The organism is Bordetella genomosp. 13, assembly GCF_007679965.1.
GTDB lineage: Bacteria > Pseudomonadota > Gammaproteobacteria > Burkholderiales > Burkholderiaceae_B > Bordetella.
Genome location: NZ_VEHL01000001.1, coordinates 1,078,639 through 1,093,660, shown reverse-complemented (window position 1 = coordinate 1,093,660; position 15,022 = coordinate 1,078,639). Strand labels below are relative to the sequence as shown.

Below are 15,022 nucleotides of genomic sequence, written 5' to 3'. Positions count from 1 at the left end.
GGCTAACGGTTGATTCCCTGTTCGATGTCGGCCGCGGCGCGGCGCCCGGCGGCGGATGGGGACTCGCGCCCGGGCCCGAGGGCGGGCGCGGGGGCCTTCAGGATCAGCGCCACGGCCATGACGATCATGCCGCCGCCGATCACGATGGCCGAGGTCAGGACTTCATCCAAGAAAAGGATACCCCAGGCGATGCCGAACAACGGCGTGAGGAACGCCACCATCATGGCCCTTGCCGGACCGACGTCGCTCAGCAGTCGGAAATACAGCACGAAGCCCAGGGCGCTGCCCAACAGGCCCAATCCCAGCAGGTTCAGCACGACGCCGCCGTCCAGCGCCCCCCGGACCGGCGCGAGCAGCCAGAGCGGCGACAGCATGGCCGCGGCCAGCAACTGTGCGCAGCCCGCCGCGCCCAGGGGGTGCACGTGCGAGGCATACCGCTTGATATACACGCCCGCGCCGGCGTAGGACGCGGCCGCCAGCAGGCACGCAAGCATGGCGTAGAAGAACCGCGCGTCCGCCATGGCCGGCCGGCTGGCGCCCGTGATGACGGCCACGCCCGCGATGCCCAGCGCCAGCCCGATCGTCCTGGCGCGCGTGCAGGGCTGCCCCAGCCACACTGCGGCGAACACGGTGCCGAACAAGGGCGTGGTCGCATTGACGACCGCGGAATACGACGCCGGCAGGTATTGCGCGGCATAGGAGAACAGCAGGAACGGCAGGCCGATATTGAACACGCCTATCACGACGTAGTGCCGGCCCTGCGCGCGCCATGCCGGCCGAAAGCCGATGAGCGCGAAATACAGCGACAGCGCGCCGCCGCCGATGGCCACGCGCAGGTCCGCGGTCGCCACCGGGCCCAATACCGGCGCCAGCACTCTCATGAAAGTGAACGAGGCGCCCCATACCGCGCCGAGCAGGGCCAGGCGGAGCCAGTCGGCCGTGCTCATCCGCGCCCTCCTCCGGCCAGCCGGGAAGCCGCCCGGTCGCGGTGATTGCATCCGTCTGGATGGCTCATGGTCGATGTCCCGAAATGCAGGCGGATGCCCGTTGCCGCGATGCTATGGCGTCCGATGGCCCGATCAAGGCCGTTCAGGCCTGGAGCATGGCCGTTTCCGCCTGAGCCCGCCGGGCCGCCCCAAGGGCGAACACCGGAGTGCGCAGCACGGAGGTACCCCGGTGAATCCGCCGGGCCGCCCCAAGGGCGAATACCGGAGTGCGCAGCACGGAGGTACCCGGTGAATCCGCTGGCGGCCTTCCGCGGATCGGCGACGGGGGATGGCGGCCTGCCGGCGGTCCTGGCCGCTGCCAGGGACGGAATTGCCACGCCCGATCCGCCGCGCTCGCGGTACAGTCGCCGAATCCCCACCTTGCGCGCGATCCATCATGCCCCTGCCTCCCACCGACATCGCCCCTTTCCAGCAGCGCCGCGCCCGCCTGCTGGCGCGGATGCGCGCCCAGGGCGGCGGCATCGCCGTGCTGCCCACTGCGCCCGCCGCGATACGCAACCGCGATGCCGAGCATCCCTATCGCCACGACAGCGACTTCTATTACCTGAGCGGCTTCATCGAGCCCGAGGCCTGGCTGGTGCTGATCGCCGGCGCGGATGACCGTGCGCTGCTGTTCTGCCGTCCACGCAACCCCGATCACGAGGTATGGGAAGGCCTGCGCTGGGGGCCCGAGGCGGCCGCCGAACGATTCGGCTTCGACGACGCGCACAGCATCGAGACGCTGGACCAGGTGCTGCCCGACCTGCTGCTGGACCAGCCCGCGCTGTATGCGCCCCAGGGGCTGGACGATGTCCGCGGCACGCGCCTGCGCGGCTGGCTGGCGGCCGCCCAGGGCCGCGCGCGTGGCGGCCGCCGCGCGCCCGAGCTGTGGCGCGACCTGAGCGTCCCGCTTGCCGACATGCGGCTGATCAAGGACCCCGACGAGATCGCGGCCCTGCGCCGCGCGGCGCGCATCTCGGCGGGCGCGCACGCGCGCGCCATGCGCGCGGCCCGGCCCGGCATGCGCGAATACGAACTCGAGGCAGAGCTGCTGTACGAATTCCGCCGCCATGGCGCCCAGGCGCCCGCCTACACCACCATCGTCGCGGCCGGCGCCAATGCCTGCGTGCTGCACTACCCGGCAGGCGACGCGGTGCTCAAGGATGGCGACCTGGTGCTGATCGACGCGGGCTGCGAGTTCGACAGCTATGCCGCCGACATCACCCGCACGTTTCCCGTGAACGGCCGCTACAGCGGACCGCAGCGCGCCCTGTACGACCTGACGGTCGCCGCCCAGGACGCGGCCGCCCAGGCGACGCGGCCCGGCTGCTCGTTCAACGACGGCCACCTGGCGGCGCTGCGCGTGCTGGCGCAGGGACTGATCGACGAGAAGCTGCTGGAAGGGTCGCTGGACGGCGTGCTGGAATCGGGCGCATATACCCGCTTCTACATGCACCGCACCGGCCACTGGCTGGGCCTGGACGTGCACGACGCGGGCGACTATCGCGAGCCCGGCCCCGCCGGGGCGGAACGCCCGTGGCGCACGCTGCAGCCCGGCATGGTGCTGACCATCGAGCCGGGCCTATACGTGCGGCCCGCCGACGACGTGCCGGCGCGCTTCTGGGACATCGGCATCCGCACCGAGGACGACGCGCTGGTCACCGAGACCGGCTGCGAGCTGCTGACGCGCGGCGTGCCGGTGGACGCGCGCGAGATCGAGGCGTTGATGCGCGAGTGAACCGCCGCACCGGAGGCTGCGGCGGCCCAGGCTGCGGATATGCCGCGCAGGCCAGCGGCGGGCGGCAGGCTACAGCACGTACCCGTCCAGCCAGCCCATCGCGCTCCAGGTGTAGACCACCACCATGGCGATGGCGAACATGCCCACGATGGCACCCACCATGCAGCCGAAGATCGCGACCAGCACCGGCCCCCAGCCGGTATGCGTGACGCGGCCCAGGCCGGGATTGCACAGCCGGTCGAATTTCTCGTCGGGCATCAGGCTGTAGACCACGCCTTCGATGAAGCCCGCCACGGCCGGAATGAACAGCAGGAAGAAGACGGGGTTGTCGTACCAGGGCGTGTACGCCTGCGCGCCGGCCAGGCACAGTACGCAGGCCAGCGTCACCAGCCAGGCGCGGCGCCGCCCCAGGTACCACCAATGGGCGCCCAGCCACCCCAGGCAGCAGGCCAGCAGGCCCACGGCCACCTTGCCGCGCGGGCGGCGCGCAACGGCCGCGGAATGCGCGGGCGTCAACGGCGTGTCGGTCATCGTCACTGGCTCCACCTGAAAATAGTCGTGCCGGGCACCGGCCCGTACGCATCGGGCTGTCTGCGACAACGGGAGAGGCCCGCATGCCGGCGTCCGACCGCCGGATTGTAGCGGGCAGTAAAATCGCCGGCATGAATGCTCCCGCCTACGATATCGCGGTGCTGGGCGCCGGTCCCGTCGGACAGGTGCTGGCGCTGCTGCTGGCACGCCTGGCGCCCGAACCGGCGCGCGTCGCGCTGCTGCAGGGCGACGCCGCCCAGTCCCCGCGCGACCCCGCCGCCGATCCGCGCGTGCTGGCGCTGAACCACGGCAGCCGCGTGCTGCTGGACGCGCTGCGGGCCTGGCCCGCGCGCGCGGCGGACATCCGCCACATCCACGTCTCGCAATGCGGCCGCCTGGGCCGCACGCTGATCGACCACCGAGATTTCGGCGTGTCCGAGCTGGGCAGCACCGTAGGCTATGCGGGCCTGCACGCCCGCCTGCAGGAGCGCGTGGCGGCCAGCGGCGTGACCGTGCTGAACGGCCCGCCGGCCCGCGTGCTGTCGCAGGCAGGGGGCGTCACCCACATCGAACAGGGCGACCAGGCCTGTACCAGCGCCGTGGCCGTGCTGTGCGACGGCGCGGGCGGCCAGGACGTGCGGCGCGACTACGGCCAGCATGCGGTGCTGACCAGCGCCCGCGCCACGCTGCCGCGCAGCGGCTGGGCCTACGAGCGCTTCACGCGAGAAGGCCCGCTGGCCATGCTGCCGCATCCGCAACTGCCCGACACGTACTCGGTGGTGTGGTGCTGCACGCCCGGCCATGCCGCCGAACTGTCGGGAATGGACGACGCGGCCTTCTCGGCGGCGCTGACGCAGGCGTTCGGCACGCGGCTCGGCCGCCTGCACAGCCAGGCGCCCCGCCATGTATTCCCGCTGGAACTGAAGGCGCGCCAATCGCAGGCGCAAGGGCGCGTGGCCATCATCGGCAACGCCGCGCAGACGCTGCATCCCGTGGCCGGCCAGGGACTGAACCTGGGCCTGCGCGACGCCGCGCGGCTGGCGCATACGCTGGGCGGCTGGCTGGCCGCGCCGCAGGCCGATCCCACCGCCCTGCTGGCGGAGTTCGCGCAGGCGCGCCGCGCCGACCGCTGGGTCACGGCCGGCCTGACCGACCTGATGCCGCGCCTGTTCGCCACCGGCCTGGCGCCGGTCGAGCACGCCTGCGGCCTGGCGCTGCTGGCGCTGGACGTTGCGGCGCCGCTACGCGCGCCGCTGGCGCGCCATCTGCTGCAGGGCCTGCGGGCCTGAACGCGCCGCCCGGGGCCGCCTCCAGTGATCCGCCTTCCCGCTGCGGAATCAACTGGTAACCCGGGGATTGACCCACGGCCTAAATAAGGGCCGAAACAAGCGGGGCTAAAATCCTGCGATGCGCATCGGCCCCTGGACCCTTCCCAACAACGTATTGGTCGCCCCCATGGCGGGCGTGACCGACCGTCCCTATCGCCAACTATGCAAGCGGCTGGGCGCGGGCTATGCCGTGTCCGAGATGGCCGCCAGCAATCCGCGCCTGTGGGAAAGCGTCAAGACCTCGCGCCGCCTGAACCACGACGGCGAGATCGATCCGGTATCGGTGCAGATCGCCGGCGCCGACCCGGCCATGATGGCCGAGGCCGCCGCGTTCAACGTGTCGCGCGGCGCCCGCATCATCGACATCAACATGGGCTGCCCGGTCAAGAAGGTCTGCAACCTGGCCAGCGGCTCGGCGCTGCTGCGCCACGAAGACCTGATCGTGCGCATCCTGGACGCCGTGGTCGGGGCCTGCGCGCCGCAGGGCATCCCGGTCACACTGAAGACCCGCACGGGCTGGGACCGCAACAGCCGCAACGCCGTGCGCGTGGCGTTGCTGGCGCAGGAAGCCGGCATCGCCGCCCTGACGCTGCACGGCCGCACGCGGGCCGACCTGTACACCGGGCAGGCCGAATACGACACCATCCGCGAAGTCAAGGCCGCGTTGCGCATTCCCGTCGTGGCCAACGGCGATATCGACTCGCCCGAGAAGGCCCGGGCCGTCCTGGATTACACTGGGGCCGATGCGGTGATGGTCGGCCGCGCGGCGCAGGGGCGGCCCTGGATCTTCCGCGAGATCGACCATTACCTTCGAACCGGCGCCAAACTGCCGCCTCCCACGACGGCCGAAATGCGCGACCTTTTGCTGGAACACCTCGACGATCACTACCGCTTCTATGGCGAGCGCACCGGCGTACGCACGGCGCGCAAGCACATAGGCTGGTATCTCGAAGGCCTGCCCGACGCCGAGGAATTCCGGGCCCGGATGAATCAGATCGACAACACCGCCGAGCAATCGCGCGCGGTGGCGGCGTGGTTCGACGGCCTGGTCCGCGCGCAGCCCGCCGTTCTTCCCGCGGGCGCCGCACCGGCGGGTGCCGCACCGACTTTGCTGGCGGCCTGAGCCGACCGCCGCATCTCCATCCATACATACAACAAACAAACAATCGATCTGTATATGAGCAAGCAAGATGTTCTCCAGGAATGCGTACGTGCCAGCCTGGAACGCTATTTCGAGGACCTGGGCGACTCCGAACCGCATGACATGTGGGACATGGTGATGCGCTGCGTCGAGCGCCCGGTACTCGAAGTGGCCCTGGAACGCGCAGGCGGCAACCAGTCGCGCGCCTCGGAGATGCTTGGCATCACCCGCAATACCCTGCGCAAGAAGCTGCTTGCGCACAATATCCAGCTCTGATCCGTTCTACTGCCCATGAAAATCGAAACTGCCCTGCTTTCGGTCTCCGACAAGACCGGCATCGTCGAATTCGCACGCGCGCTGCACACGCGCGGCGTGCGCCTGCTGTCCACCGGCGGCACCGCCCGCCTGCTGGCCGAGTCCGGCTTGCCCGTGACCGAGGTGGCTGAGCACACCGGCTCGCCCGAGATCCTGGACGGACGCGTCAAGACGCTGCATCCCAAGATCCACGGCGGCCTGCTGGCGCGCCGCGACAGCGCCGAGCATCTCGAGACGCTGGGCAAGCACGGCATCGACCGCATCGACATGCTGGTGGTGAACCTGTATCCCTTCCGCGAGACCATCGCCAAGGACGGCTGCACGTTCGCCGACGCGATCGAGAACATCGACATCGGCGGCCCGGCCATGCTGCGCGCGGCAGCCAAGAACCACGGCACCGAAGCCGGCGGCGTCACCGTCGTCATCGACCCGGTGGACTACAGCCGCGTGCTGACCGAGATCGACCAGGCGGGCAAGACCTCGTACGCCCTGCGCCTGGAGCTGGCCGGCAAGGTCTACGCGCACACCGCCGCGTACGACGGCGCCATCGCCGCCTACCTCAGCAGCCTGTCCGAGCCCGCGCCCGCGCAGGACGCCGCGCCGGCCCGCGGCGAATGGCCGCGCGTGCTGACGCTGCAGGTGCGCCAGGAGCAGGCGCTGCGCTACGGCGAGAACCCGCACCAGAGCGCCGCGTTCTACGTCGACGCGCAGCGTCCGGCCGGCCTGCTGGGCAACTACCAGCAGCTGCAGGGCAAGGAGCTGTCTTACAACAACATCGCCGACGCCGATGCCGCCTGGGAGTGCGTGCGCGGCTTCGACACGCCGGCCTGCGTCATCGTCAAGCACGCCAACCCGTGCGGCGTGGCGGTGGCGGCGGATCCGCTGGCGGCCTACCAGAAGGCCTTCAAGACCGATCCCACCTCGGCGTTCGGCGGCATCATCGCCTTCAACCGTCCGGTTGACGCGGCCACGGCGGAAGCGGTCAGCGGCCAGTTCATGGAAGTGCTGCTGGCGCCCGCCTATGACGGCGCCGCGCTGGCCATCCTGGCCGCCAAGAAGAACGTGCGCGTGCTGCAGGTGCCGATGGGCCCTGGCCAGAACGCGCTGGACGTCAAGCGCGTGGGCGGCGGCTGGCTGGTGCAGAGTCCGGATGCCTATGCCGTGCCGCGCGACGCATTGAAGGTGGTCAGCAAGCGCGCGCCCACCGATGCCGAGATGGACGACCTGGCGTTCGCCTGGAAGGTGGCCAAGTACGTGAAGTCGAACGCCATCGTGTTCTGCGCCGGCGGCATGACGCTGGGCGTGGGCGCGGGCCAAATGAGCCGTATCGACTCGGCCCGCATCGCTTCGATCAAGGCCGAGAACGCCGGCCTGACGCTGCGCGGCTCGGCCGTGGCCTCGGATGCCTTCTTCCCGTTCCGCGACGGCCTGGACGTGGTGGTGGCCGCGGGCGCCACCTGCGTGATCCAACCCGGCGGCAGCGTGCGTGACGATGAAGTCATCGCCGCGGCCGACGAGCATGGCATCGCCATGGTGCTGACGGGCACCCGCCACTTCCGCCACTGACCGAATGCGCGTCCTCGGCATCGATCCCGGCCTGCGCCGTACCGGTTTCGGCGTGATCGACGCCGAGGGCATGCGCCTGCGTTACGTGGCCAGCGGCACCATCGTCGTGCCGCCGGCGCTGTCGCTGCCCGAGCGGCTGAAGGTCATCCTGGACAACATCCGACAGGTGGCAAGCGAGACGCGGCCCGACGTGGCCGCGCTCGAGATCGTCTTTCTCAACGCCAATCCCGCTTCCACCCTGCTGCTGGGCCAGGCCCGCGGCGCGGCGCTGTGCGCGCTGGCCGACAGCGGGCTGGACGTGCATGAGTACACCGCGCTGCAGATCAAGAAGGCCGTCGTCGGCACCGGCCGGGCGGCCAAGGAACAGGTGCAGATGATGGTGCAGCGCCTGCTGTCGCTGGACGGCACGCCCGCGCCGGACTCGGCCGATGCCTTGGCCTGCGCCATCTGCCATGCGCACGTGGGGCCGTTGCAGCAGCGGCTGGGCGGCGTGCTGGAGCGCGCCGGGGGACGTGGCACGCGGCCCGGGCTGCGCAACGGGCGGTTGGTGGGCTGAGGCTGAGGCCAGGCCACGCGTTGTCAATCGTTGAACAACGCCTGCGGCGAATCGGCCGCGAGGATGCGACGCAGCCATCCGCGCAACTCCGCGGGCTCCGCCTGCTGGAGGCGGTGCGGCACCCATTCGGGCACGCTGCCGAATTTCTGTTCGAGCTGATCCTGCAGCGCGGTCAGCCAGGCGCGGCGTTCGCCGACGGCTTCACCTTGCTTCAGGCCGATCTCCTCGCCCTGCTTCAGGCCGATCTCGATACCACGCTTGGTGTAGTACCTTTCCCAGGACGGGACGTAACCCATGGCGAACTCCTTTTCAATGTCTTCGAGCGCTTGCACGTAGGTGCTCTCGTGCTCGTGGGGCAACCGCAAGATCCAGTCGATCAGCTTCATCAAGCTTATCGATTCGGCGATTGAATAGCGCGAAACGCGCAAAAGCCGGACCAGTCCGATCTTGGGAGCCAGCCGGGCAGGTCCGCGATGCCGGTGGGCCAGCAACTGGGCCATGACGATCAGCCCGAAAGCGTTGCCCCGCGCCAGGTCCTGCAGCGCTTCCCAGCGTGCAAGCCACCGCCCCAGATACACGGCGCGATAGCGCAATGGCTGGGCATTCTGCAGCGCCTGATGGTCGGCCGTCAGCCAATCCGGCCCCGACCCTCGCGTAAAGACCACGATGGTGTATACGGTTGCAGGTCGCATGTCGGCACGATGGGCGAGCGCCGGCCGCAGGATGTGACGATCGTGGATGCGGTAATCGTATTGCCGCACGCGCAAGGTGGTTCGACGCAACCCGGCGCAGGAGGGCCGGCGGCTTTCCACTTCGACGTGCAGCAGCAGCCACCGATAGCGGCCGGATGCCAGATCCAGCCGGATCAGCTTGTCGACGTGGCGGCGGCCGCGGCCATTGCCCGACGCCAGGTCCTGCAGTTCCTTGTCCAGGAACACCGGCGGCTGGCGCCAATCGACCCGCGCATGCAGGTCTGGCGCGAACATCTCGATGGCCTGCGGCAGGAAGCGCTCCAGCGCCTCTTTCCAGGCGGAATCGTAGTCTTGGCGGACGGGCGGTTTTGCATGGGACATGCTGCGGCTTCCAACACGGACAGGGAAGCCGGCACTCTAGGCTCGGGCGCCGCACGCCGCCAGATCGGCTTCTACGTAGAGCCGAAAATGTCCCGCCTGATCGGACTGGCCATCACGATGGCCCGTTCGACCGGCCGCCCGCCCGGCGCGCCCTAGAACACCTGCCGCAACACCACGAACAATCCGAACGCCAGCGTGATCGACGCGGGCAGCGTCAGCACCCATGCCAACAGCATGTTGCGCACGGTGCTCCACTGCAGGCCCGAACCGTTGGCGGCCATCGTGCCCGCGACGCCGGACGACAGCACATGCGTGGTCGATACCGGCAGGCCCATGAAGTCGGCGGCGCCGATGGTGCCCATCGCCACCAGTTCTGCAGAGGCGCCCTGCCCGTACGTAAGATGCGTCTTGCCGATCTTCTCGCCCACCGTGACCACGATGCGCTTCCAGCCCACCATCGTGCCCAGCCCAAGTGCCAGCGCCACGGCCACCTTGACCCACAGCGGGATGAACTTGGTCGCGTTGTCGACCGCGTCGTGATAGCGCTTGATCACCGCCATGTCCGCGTCGGACACGTCCAGCTGATGCTTCTTGTCCACCAGCTTCAGCACCTCGCCGATCATGTAGATGTCGTTGCGGGTATTGCTGATGGCGGAGCGCGGCAGGGTGTCGGCCGAGTACGGCGAGACGCGTTCGCGCGTGTCGTGGATGAAGGCCGCCAGCGCGGGCGTGGTCTGGTCCGTCCACTCGCGCGTCTTCACGGTATTGCTGACCACGGCGCGCGGGTCGGGCACGGTGATGCCGGGCTTGGCGTACTTGCCCAGCACGGCCTCGACCTGCGCGGCCGTTTCCTTGTAGTTCTCCAGCGCGTGCGCGCCGGGCGTGCGGTTCAATGCGAACGCGGTGGGCACCACGCCGATCAGGATCAGCATGATCAGGCCCATGCCCTTCTGTCCATCGTTGGAGCCGTGCGCGAAGCTGACGCCGGTACACGTGAAGATCAGCAGGCCGCGGATCCACGCGGGCGGGGGATTGGCGCCCGGCGCCTCGTACAGCGCGCGGTTGCGCACCAGCGATTTCATCGCCAGCAGCAGCAGCGCGGCCAGGCCGAAGCCCACCACGGGCGACACCAGCAGCGACATGCCCACGCTGCTGGCCTGCGACCAGTCGACGCCGCTGGTGGCGCTGCCGGCCGGCGCCATGAACTGGTTGGCCAGGCCCACGCCGATGATCGATCCCACCAGCGTGTGCGAGCTGGACGACGGCAGGCCGAAATACCAGGTGCCCAGGTTCCACACGATGGCGGCCAGCAGCAGCGCGAAGACCATCGCCATGCCCGCGCCCGAGCCCACCTGCAGGATCAGTTCCACGGGCAAGAGCGAGATGATGCCGAACGCCACCGCGCCGCTGGAGGTGAGCACGCCCAGGAAGTTGAAGAAGCCGGACCACAGCACCGCGGCCTGCGCGGGCATGGACCGCGTGTAGATGACGGTGGCCACGGCGTTGGCCGTGTCGTGGAAACCGTTGACGAACTCGAAGCCCAGCGCGATCAGCAGGGCCAGGCCCAGCAGGATCCACGGCACCGCCTGCGAGGCGTTGTCCAGGTCGCGCGACAGCGCCTGGCCCACGTAGGCCAGGCCCAGCACCACCACCAGCATGAATGCCGAAGTGAACAGTCTGTCGTTGCCCCGCTTGTCCAGCGGGTGCGGTGCAGCCGCGGCGGAATCGATCTGTCCGTACGTCGTGTCGCCCATGAACCTCGTCCTCGTCGAATGTCGGGTGCGGGATAAGGTAGGGGCGGGCGATGACAGTCGAGTTTCAACCCAGGGCCAAACGGCCCGTAGGACGCCACCCTTACCAACGCTTACGGGCAGTGTCCCGAGAGCATTTTGTGGTTGCTGACCAAGGACTGAATCCATCGATGATCGGCGGAGCCACGACAGCGACGCGACCGGGTGGCCCGACCTCCCGCCGGTCCTGCGCGGGCCGTGCCGAGACGATAGAATCCGCCATTGGCCGCCGCTTTCGCGCGGCCTCCTCTTGCCTGCGAACCCATGATCGGCCGCCTGACCGGAACCCTGCTGGAAAAGACCCCGCCCACCGTCCTGGTGGACGTCAATGGCGTCGGCTATGAAGTCGACGTGCCCATGAGCACGCTATATGCGCTGCCGGAAAACGGCGCGCGCGTCACGCTGCATACCCACGTGATCGTGCGCGAGGACGCGCACCTGCTGTTCGGCTTCGCCTCGCAATCCGAGCGCGCCGCGTTCCGCCAGTTGATCAAGATCACCGGCGTGGGCGCGCGCATGGCGCTGGCGCTGCTGTCGGGCTTGTCGGTGACCGAACTGGCGCAGGCCGTCACGCTGCAGGAATCAGGGCGCCTGACGCGAGTACCCGGTATCGGCAAGAAGACCGCCGAACGCCTGCTGCTGGAGCTGCGCGGCAAGCTGGGCGCCGACATCGGCGCCACGCCGCACGCCGTGCCCGACAGCCAGTCGGACATCCTGAACGCATTGCTGGCGCTGGGCTATTCGGACAAGGAATCGCAGGCGGCGCTGAAGCAGTTGCCGGAAGGCGTCAGCGTGTCGGACGGCATTCGCCTGGCGTTGAAGGCGCTGGTGCGCTGAGCGGCTGGCTCGCGGCCCGGGTATTCCAGGCCGCGGCTCTCCGCGGCTTAAACCCGTCCTGCGACCTGGACCCCATCGCGGCCGAAGCCGCCGGACCTCAAGGCAAGCCCGTCCCGGCGGCCTGGCCGCCTCGCCGCAGATACCCCGGCGCCACGGCCTCCAGCGGCGTGGCCACCACGCCCAGCTCGGGCGCCATGCCCTCCCGGCACACGTTGTCCACGGTCAGCGAATCCAGGTTGTCGCGCGACATCAACGGCGTGCCGGGCAGCATCTCGAAGAACCCGGCCTGCAGCTTGCCCAATGCCATGGGCAGGTCGATGACGGGCCGCCGATGGCCGCTCCACATCGCACACAGCCGCGCCACGTCGCCCATCGTGTGCACCTGCGGGCCGCACAGCTCGTAGGCGCGCCCCCAGGCCTCGCTCTTGCCCAGCACGTTGGCCATGGCCGAGGCCACGTCGCTGACGTAGACCGGCTGGATGCGCGCGCCGGCGCCCGCCATCGGCAGCACGGGAAACCGCCGCGCCAGCCGCGCGAACAGATTGGTGAAGTTGTCGTCGGGCCCGAAAACGATGGAGGGCCGGAAGATCGTCCAGCCGCCGTCCCAGCCTTCCAGTTCGCCTTTCAGCGCGATTTCGCCGTCGCCCTTGGAGCGCGCATACATGCTGGGGCCGTGCGGATCCGCGCCCATGGCGCTCATGTGCAGCAGGCGCCCCACCCCGTTGCGGCGGCACGCCCGCGCGATGCGCGTCGGCAATTGCACGTGCGCCCGCGAGAACGCATCGCCGTACGGCTTGCCGTGGCCGCCGTGCAGCACGCCCACTAGGTTGATGACGGCCGCGCATTGCTCCATCAGGCGATCGAGCGTGGCATCGTCATGCACGTCCGCCTGGATCAGCGTGAGGGCCGGCAACACCTGCAGGTCGCGTCCATTGGCATAGCGGCGCGTGGGCACCAGCAGGCGATGGCCGTCGGCCGACAGCCGCGCCGCGAGATGACGGCCGATAAAGCCGGTGCCGCCGATGACTAGGATACGCATCGATGAATCGCTCCTGGTTCGTCAGTAGACCGGGCAGTTCCGCCCCGGCGGGTATGCATGCCGCAACCGGCGTGCCCGCGCGCAGACGGGATTTGACCCCTCGCGCGGACGGCGGCTGGCGGCTCGAACCGACGCCGTGCCCTGCATCGGGTGCGGATCAGCCCTGGACCGGTCCGTCCAAGCAGGCGCGGACCAGGCGTGCCAGACCGTCGGAATCACCGTTATACGCCTCGATGGAGGCGCGCACCATCTCGGCCTGCCCCACCGCGCTCCAATCGATACGGTGGCCAGCCTGGCGCGCCATCTGCCCGATGAACTCGCGCTGGGTGCGCCCGTTGCCTTCGCGGAACGGGTGCAGCACGTTGATCTCGCCCAGGTAGTGCCCGGCGCGCTCGCTGAAGCGGGCGGCGTCCAGGCCCCGCAGGTACTTTTCGTCGGCCAGTTGCTCGAACAGCTGGCCGGCGGCGCTTTCGATCATCAGCCGCCGCGCGAACATGGTCTGTCCCTTGGTGATCTCGACGTTGCGCACCTGGCCCGCCCAGTCATAGACGTCGCCGAACAGGCGTTCGTGGATCTTCAGCAGGTGGGTCAGGTCGAAACGACCTGCCACGGGGCGTTCGCGCAATTCGGCGGCACGAAGGAAAGACAGCGTGGATTCGACCTTGTCGAGCGCGCCCTGGTTCTTGATGCCCAGCAGATTGCGCAGCACGTCGGTACCCGCATACAGGTACGGATCGCCGCGGTCGCCGGCGTACTTCATGCCATGTCGAGCCGCACCCGCATCTTGAAATCCGCCACGGCGGCGCCGATGGTGATTTCGCCGCGCGCCCAGCGCTCGGCGTCGGCCACGGCGCGGGGGTCGGGCTCGAGGCCTTCGATTCGCTGGCTGGCCAGCGCGCTGCGTATGGCCGCCATGCGTTCGACCCGTTCTTGCTCGGCGACCATGGATAAGGCTGCGCCCGATGCCCGGGAGGGCGTGGCGGCAGGGGTTTTCGGCGTTCGGAACATCTTGTTATTCTACCGCAAAACCCCTGATTTTTCAGACATTTAAACCCGGCAGGGACAGTTGGCTCAGCCCGCCAGCAGGCGGCCGTAGCTGGCCAGGTCGACGTTGCCGCCGCTGAGGATCACCCCGACCCGCGCGCCGGCCGGAATCGCCACCTTCTTGTGCAGCACGGCGGCCGCGGCCAGGCAGCCGGTGGGTTCGACCACGATCTTCAGGCGTTCGGCGAACAGCCGCATGGTCTGCGCCAGCTGGTCGTCGCTGACGGTGAGGATGTCGGTGACGTTGTCGCGGATGATGGGGAAGGTCAGGTCGCCCAGGTGCGTGGTGGCCGCGCCGTCGGCCAGGGTCTTGGGCGTGGGGATGCCCACCACTTCGCCCTTGCGCAGCGACTGCTGGCCGTCGTTGCCGGCCTCGGGCTCGACGCCGTAGACCTCGCACAACGGCGACAGCGCCTTGGCCGACAGCAGCGAACCCGACAAGAGGCCGCCCCCGCCCAGGCAGACGAACAGGTAGTCCAGCTCGCCCACTTCCTCGAACAGTTCCTTGGCGGCCGTGCCCTGGCCGGCGATCACGTCCTGGTGGTCGTAGGGCGGGATCAGCGAGGCGCCGGTCTTTTCCTGGAGGGCGCGGGCCACGGCCTCGCGGTCGTCCTTGTAGCGGTCGTAGGTGACCACGTTGCCGCCGTAGCCCTGCGTGGCGGCCTTCTTGGCGGCCGGGGCGTCCTCGGGCATGACGATGGTGGCCTGCACGCCCTGCAGGCGCGCGCTCAGCGCGATGGCCTGGGCGTGGTTGCCCGACGAGAACGTGATGACGCCGGCCGCGCGCTGCTCGGCCGTGAGCTGCGAGATGGCGAAATAGCCGCCGCGGAATTTGAACGCGCCCATGCGCTGCAGGTTTTCGCACTTGAAGTACAGCCTGGCGCCGGCCAGCGCGTCGGCGGTGGCCGAGGTAAGGACCGGGGTACGGTGCGCGACGCCCGCCAGCACTTCGCTGGCGCGGACGACGTCGGAATACGTGGGCAGGGCAGTCGGCATGGGGATCCTGGCGTAACGAAATGAGAGCAAAACGGCATCATACGCCTGGGGCCCAGGTGTCGTGAGGGCCCGCCGCAGCGTC

The 15,022-nt window shown here is 69.4% G+C and carries 15 protein-coding genes; 7 read left to right on the top strand and 8 right to left on the bottom strand.

Translation table 11 applies throughout. The features are described from left to right. Positions 1-2: 2 nt before the first annotated feature. Positions 3-947 carry a DMT family transporter gene (locus FS845_RS05015; RefSeq protein WP_144630991.1) on the bottom strand — a complete coding sequence of 315 codons (945 nt, stop codon included), beginning with the start codon at positions 945-947 and terminating at the stop codon, positions 3-5. A 436-nt stretch (positions 948-1,383) separates the two neighbouring features. Here FS845_RS05015 and FS845_RS05010 point away from each other — a divergent pair, with 436 nt between their 5' ends. Next, positions 1,384-2,724 carry an aminopeptidase P N-terminal domain-containing protein gene (locus FS845_RS05010; protein ID WP_144630990.1) on the top strand — a complete coding sequence of 447 codons (1,341 nt, stop codon included), beginning with the start codon at positions 1,384-1,386 and terminating at the stop codon, positions 2,722-2,724. A 69-nt stretch (positions 2,725-2,793) separates the two neighbouring features. Here FS845_RS05010 and FS845_RS05005 read toward each other — a convergent pair whose 3' ends face one another. Further along, a complete protein-coding gene (locus FS845_RS05005; RefSeq protein WP_144630989.1) occupies positions 2,794-3,255 on the bottom strand; it encodes a TM2 domain-containing protein in 462 nt (153 codons plus the stop codon). Between the two features lie 122 nt (positions 3,256-3,377). Between FS845_RS05005 and FS845_RS05000 the strand changes: the two genes are divergently transcribed. The 5 genes from FS845_RS05000 to ruvC all read left to right on the top strand — a co-directional run bounded on the left by FS845_RS05000 (position 3,378) and on the right by ruvC (position 8,161). Then, on the top strand, positions 3,378-4,544 hold the full coding sequence (locus tag FS845_RS05000; protein ID WP_409929260.1) for a UbiH/UbiF/VisC/COQ6 family ubiquinone biosynthesis hydroxylase: 1,167 nt from the start codon (positions 3,378-3,380) through the stop codon (positions 4,542-4,544). A gap of 118 nt (positions 4,545-4,662) precedes the next feature. Next, positions 4,663-5,706, top strand: coding sequence for a tRNA dihydrouridine synthase DusB (dusB, locus tag FS845_RS04995; protein ID WP_144630987.1), 1,044 nt, complete (start codon positions 4,663-4,665; stop codon positions 5,704-5,706). 54 nt (positions 5,707-5,760) lie between these two features. Further along, positions 5,761-6,000, top strand: a complete 240-nt coding sequence (locus tag FS845_RS04990) for a helix-turn-helix domain-containing protein (RefSeq protein WP_066127022.1) — start codon at positions 5,761-5,763, stop codon at positions 5,998-6,000. 15 nt (positions 6,001-6,015) lie between these two features. Next, positions 6,016-7,605, top strand: coding sequence for a bifunctional phosphoribosylaminoimidazolecarboxamide formyltransferase/IMP cyclohydrolase (purH, locus tag FS845_RS04985; RefSeq protein ID WP_144630986.1), 1,590 nt, complete (start codon positions 6,016-6,018; stop codon positions 7,603-7,605). Between the two features lie 4 nt (positions 7,606-7,609). Continuing rightward, positions 7,610-8,161, top strand: a complete 552-nt coding sequence (gene ruvC / locus FS845_RS04980) for a crossover junction endodeoxyribonuclease RuvC (RefSeq protein WP_144630985.1) — start codon at positions 7,610-7,612, stop codon at positions 8,159-8,161. A 23-nt stretch (positions 8,162-8,184) separates the two neighbouring features. Here the strand turns inward: ruvC and FS845_RS04975 are convergent, their stop codons facing one another. Then, on the bottom strand, positions 8,185-9,234 hold the full coding sequence (locus tag FS845_RS04975) for a hypothetical protein (protein WP_144630984.1): 1,050 nt from the start codon (positions 9,232-9,234) through the stop codon (positions 8,185-8,187). Between the two features lie 152 nt (positions 9,235-9,386). Further along, positions 9,387-10,988, bottom strand: coding sequence for an inorganic phosphate transporter (locus tag FS845_RS04970; RefSeq protein ID WP_144630983.1), 1,602 nt, complete (start codon positions 10,986-10,988; stop codon positions 9,387-9,389). Positions 10,989-11,288: 300 nt separating this feature from the next. On the opposite strand from FS845_RS04970, the gene ruvA reads away from it, so the two are divergent. Continuing rightward, positions 11,289-11,861 (top strand): Holliday junction branch migration protein RuvA, encoded by a 573-nt coding sequence (gene ruvA, locus FS845_RS04965; RefSeq protein WP_144630982.1) that lies wholly within the window; start codon positions 11,289-11,291, stop codon positions 11,859-11,861. A gap of 97 nt (positions 11,862-11,958) precedes the next feature. On the opposite strand, the gene FS845_RS04960 is transcribed toward ruvA, so the two are convergent. The 4 genes from FS845_RS04960 to FS845_RS04945 all read right to left on the bottom strand — a co-directional run bounded on the left by FS845_RS04960 (position 11,959) and on the right by FS845_RS04945 (position 14,940). Next, positions 11,959-12,900, bottom strand: a complete 942-nt coding sequence (locus FS845_RS04960) for a complex I NDUFA9 subunit family protein (RefSeq protein WP_144630981.1) — start codon at positions 12,898-12,900, stop codon at positions 11,959-11,961. A gap of 157 nt (positions 12,901-13,057) precedes the next feature. Next, positions 13,058-13,660: a Fic/DOC family protein gene (locus tag FS845_RS04955; protein ID WP_144630980.1), complete on the bottom strand. Its 603-nt coding sequence runs from the start codon at positions 13,658-13,660 to the stop codon at positions 13,058-13,060. After that, positions 13,657-13,845, bottom strand: a complete 189-nt coding sequence (locus FS845_RS04950; RefSeq protein WP_144630979.1) for an antitoxin VbhA family protein — start codon at positions 13,843-13,845, stop codon at positions 13,657-13,659. The genes FS845_RS04955 and FS845_RS04950 overlap by 4 nt, the downstream gene beginning before the upstream one ends. A gap of 126 nt (positions 13,846-13,971) precedes the next feature. After that, positions 13,972-14,940, bottom strand: a complete 969-nt coding sequence (locus FS845_RS04945; RefSeq protein WP_144630978.1) for a threo-3-hydroxy-L-aspartate ammonia-lyase — start codon at positions 14,938-14,940, stop codon at positions 13,972-13,974. Between the last annotated feature and the right edge of the window lie 82 nt (positions 14,941-15,022).

Coding starts and splice junctions, on each gene's coding strand:
- FS845_RS05015 (WP_144630991.1), bottom strand. CDS start 947: ATGAGCACGGCCGACTGGCTCCGCCTGGCCCTGCTCGGCGCGGTATGG.
- FS845_RS05010 (WP_144630990.1), top strand. CDS start 1,384: ATGCCCCTGCCTCCCACCGACATCGCCCCTTTCCAGCAGCGCCGCGCC.
- FS845_RS05005 (WP_144630989.1), bottom strand. CDS start 3,255: ATGACCGACACGCCGTTGACGCCCGCGCATTCCGCGGCCGTTGCGCGC.
- dusB (WP_144630987.1), top strand. CDS start 4,663: ATGCGCATCGGCCCCTGGACCCTTCCCAACAACGTATTGGTCGCCCCC.
- FS845_RS04990 (WP_066127022.1), top strand. CDS start 5,761: ATGAGCAAGCAAGATGTTCTCCAGGAATGCGTACGTGCCAGCCTGGAA.
- purH (WP_144630986.1), top strand. CDS start 6,016: ATGAAAATCGAAACTGCCCTGCTTTCGGTCTCCGACAAGACCGGCATC.
- ruvC (WP_144630985.1), top strand. CDS start 7,610: ATGCGCGTCCTCGGCATCGATCCCGGCCTGCGCCGTACCGGTTTCGGC.
- FS845_RS04975 (WP_144630984.1), bottom strand. CDS start 9,234: ATGTCCCATGCAAAACCGCCCGTCCGCCAAGACTACGATTCCGCCTGG.
- FS845_RS04970 (WP_144630983.1), bottom strand. CDS start 10,988: ATGGGCGACACGACGTACGGACAGATCGATTCCGCCGCGGCTGCACCG.
- ruvA (WP_144630982.1), top strand. CDS start 11,289: ATGATCGGCCGCCTGACCGGAACCCTGCTGGAAAAGACCCCGCCCACC.
- FS845_RS04960 (WP_144630981.1), bottom strand. CDS start 12,900: ATGCGTATCCTAGTCATCGGCGGCACCGGCTTTATCGGCCGTCATCTC.
- FS845_RS04955 (WP_144630980.1), bottom strand. CDS start 13,660: ATGAAGTACGCCGGCGACCGCGGCGATCCGTACCTGTATGCGGGTACC.
- FS845_RS04950 (WP_144630979.1), bottom strand. CDS start 13,845: ATGGTCGCCGAGCAAGAACGGGTCGAACGCATGGCGGCCATACGCAGC.
- FS845_RS04945 (WP_144630978.1), bottom strand. CDS start 14,940: ATGCCGACTGCCCTGCCCACGTATTCCGACGTCGTCCGCGCCAGCGAA.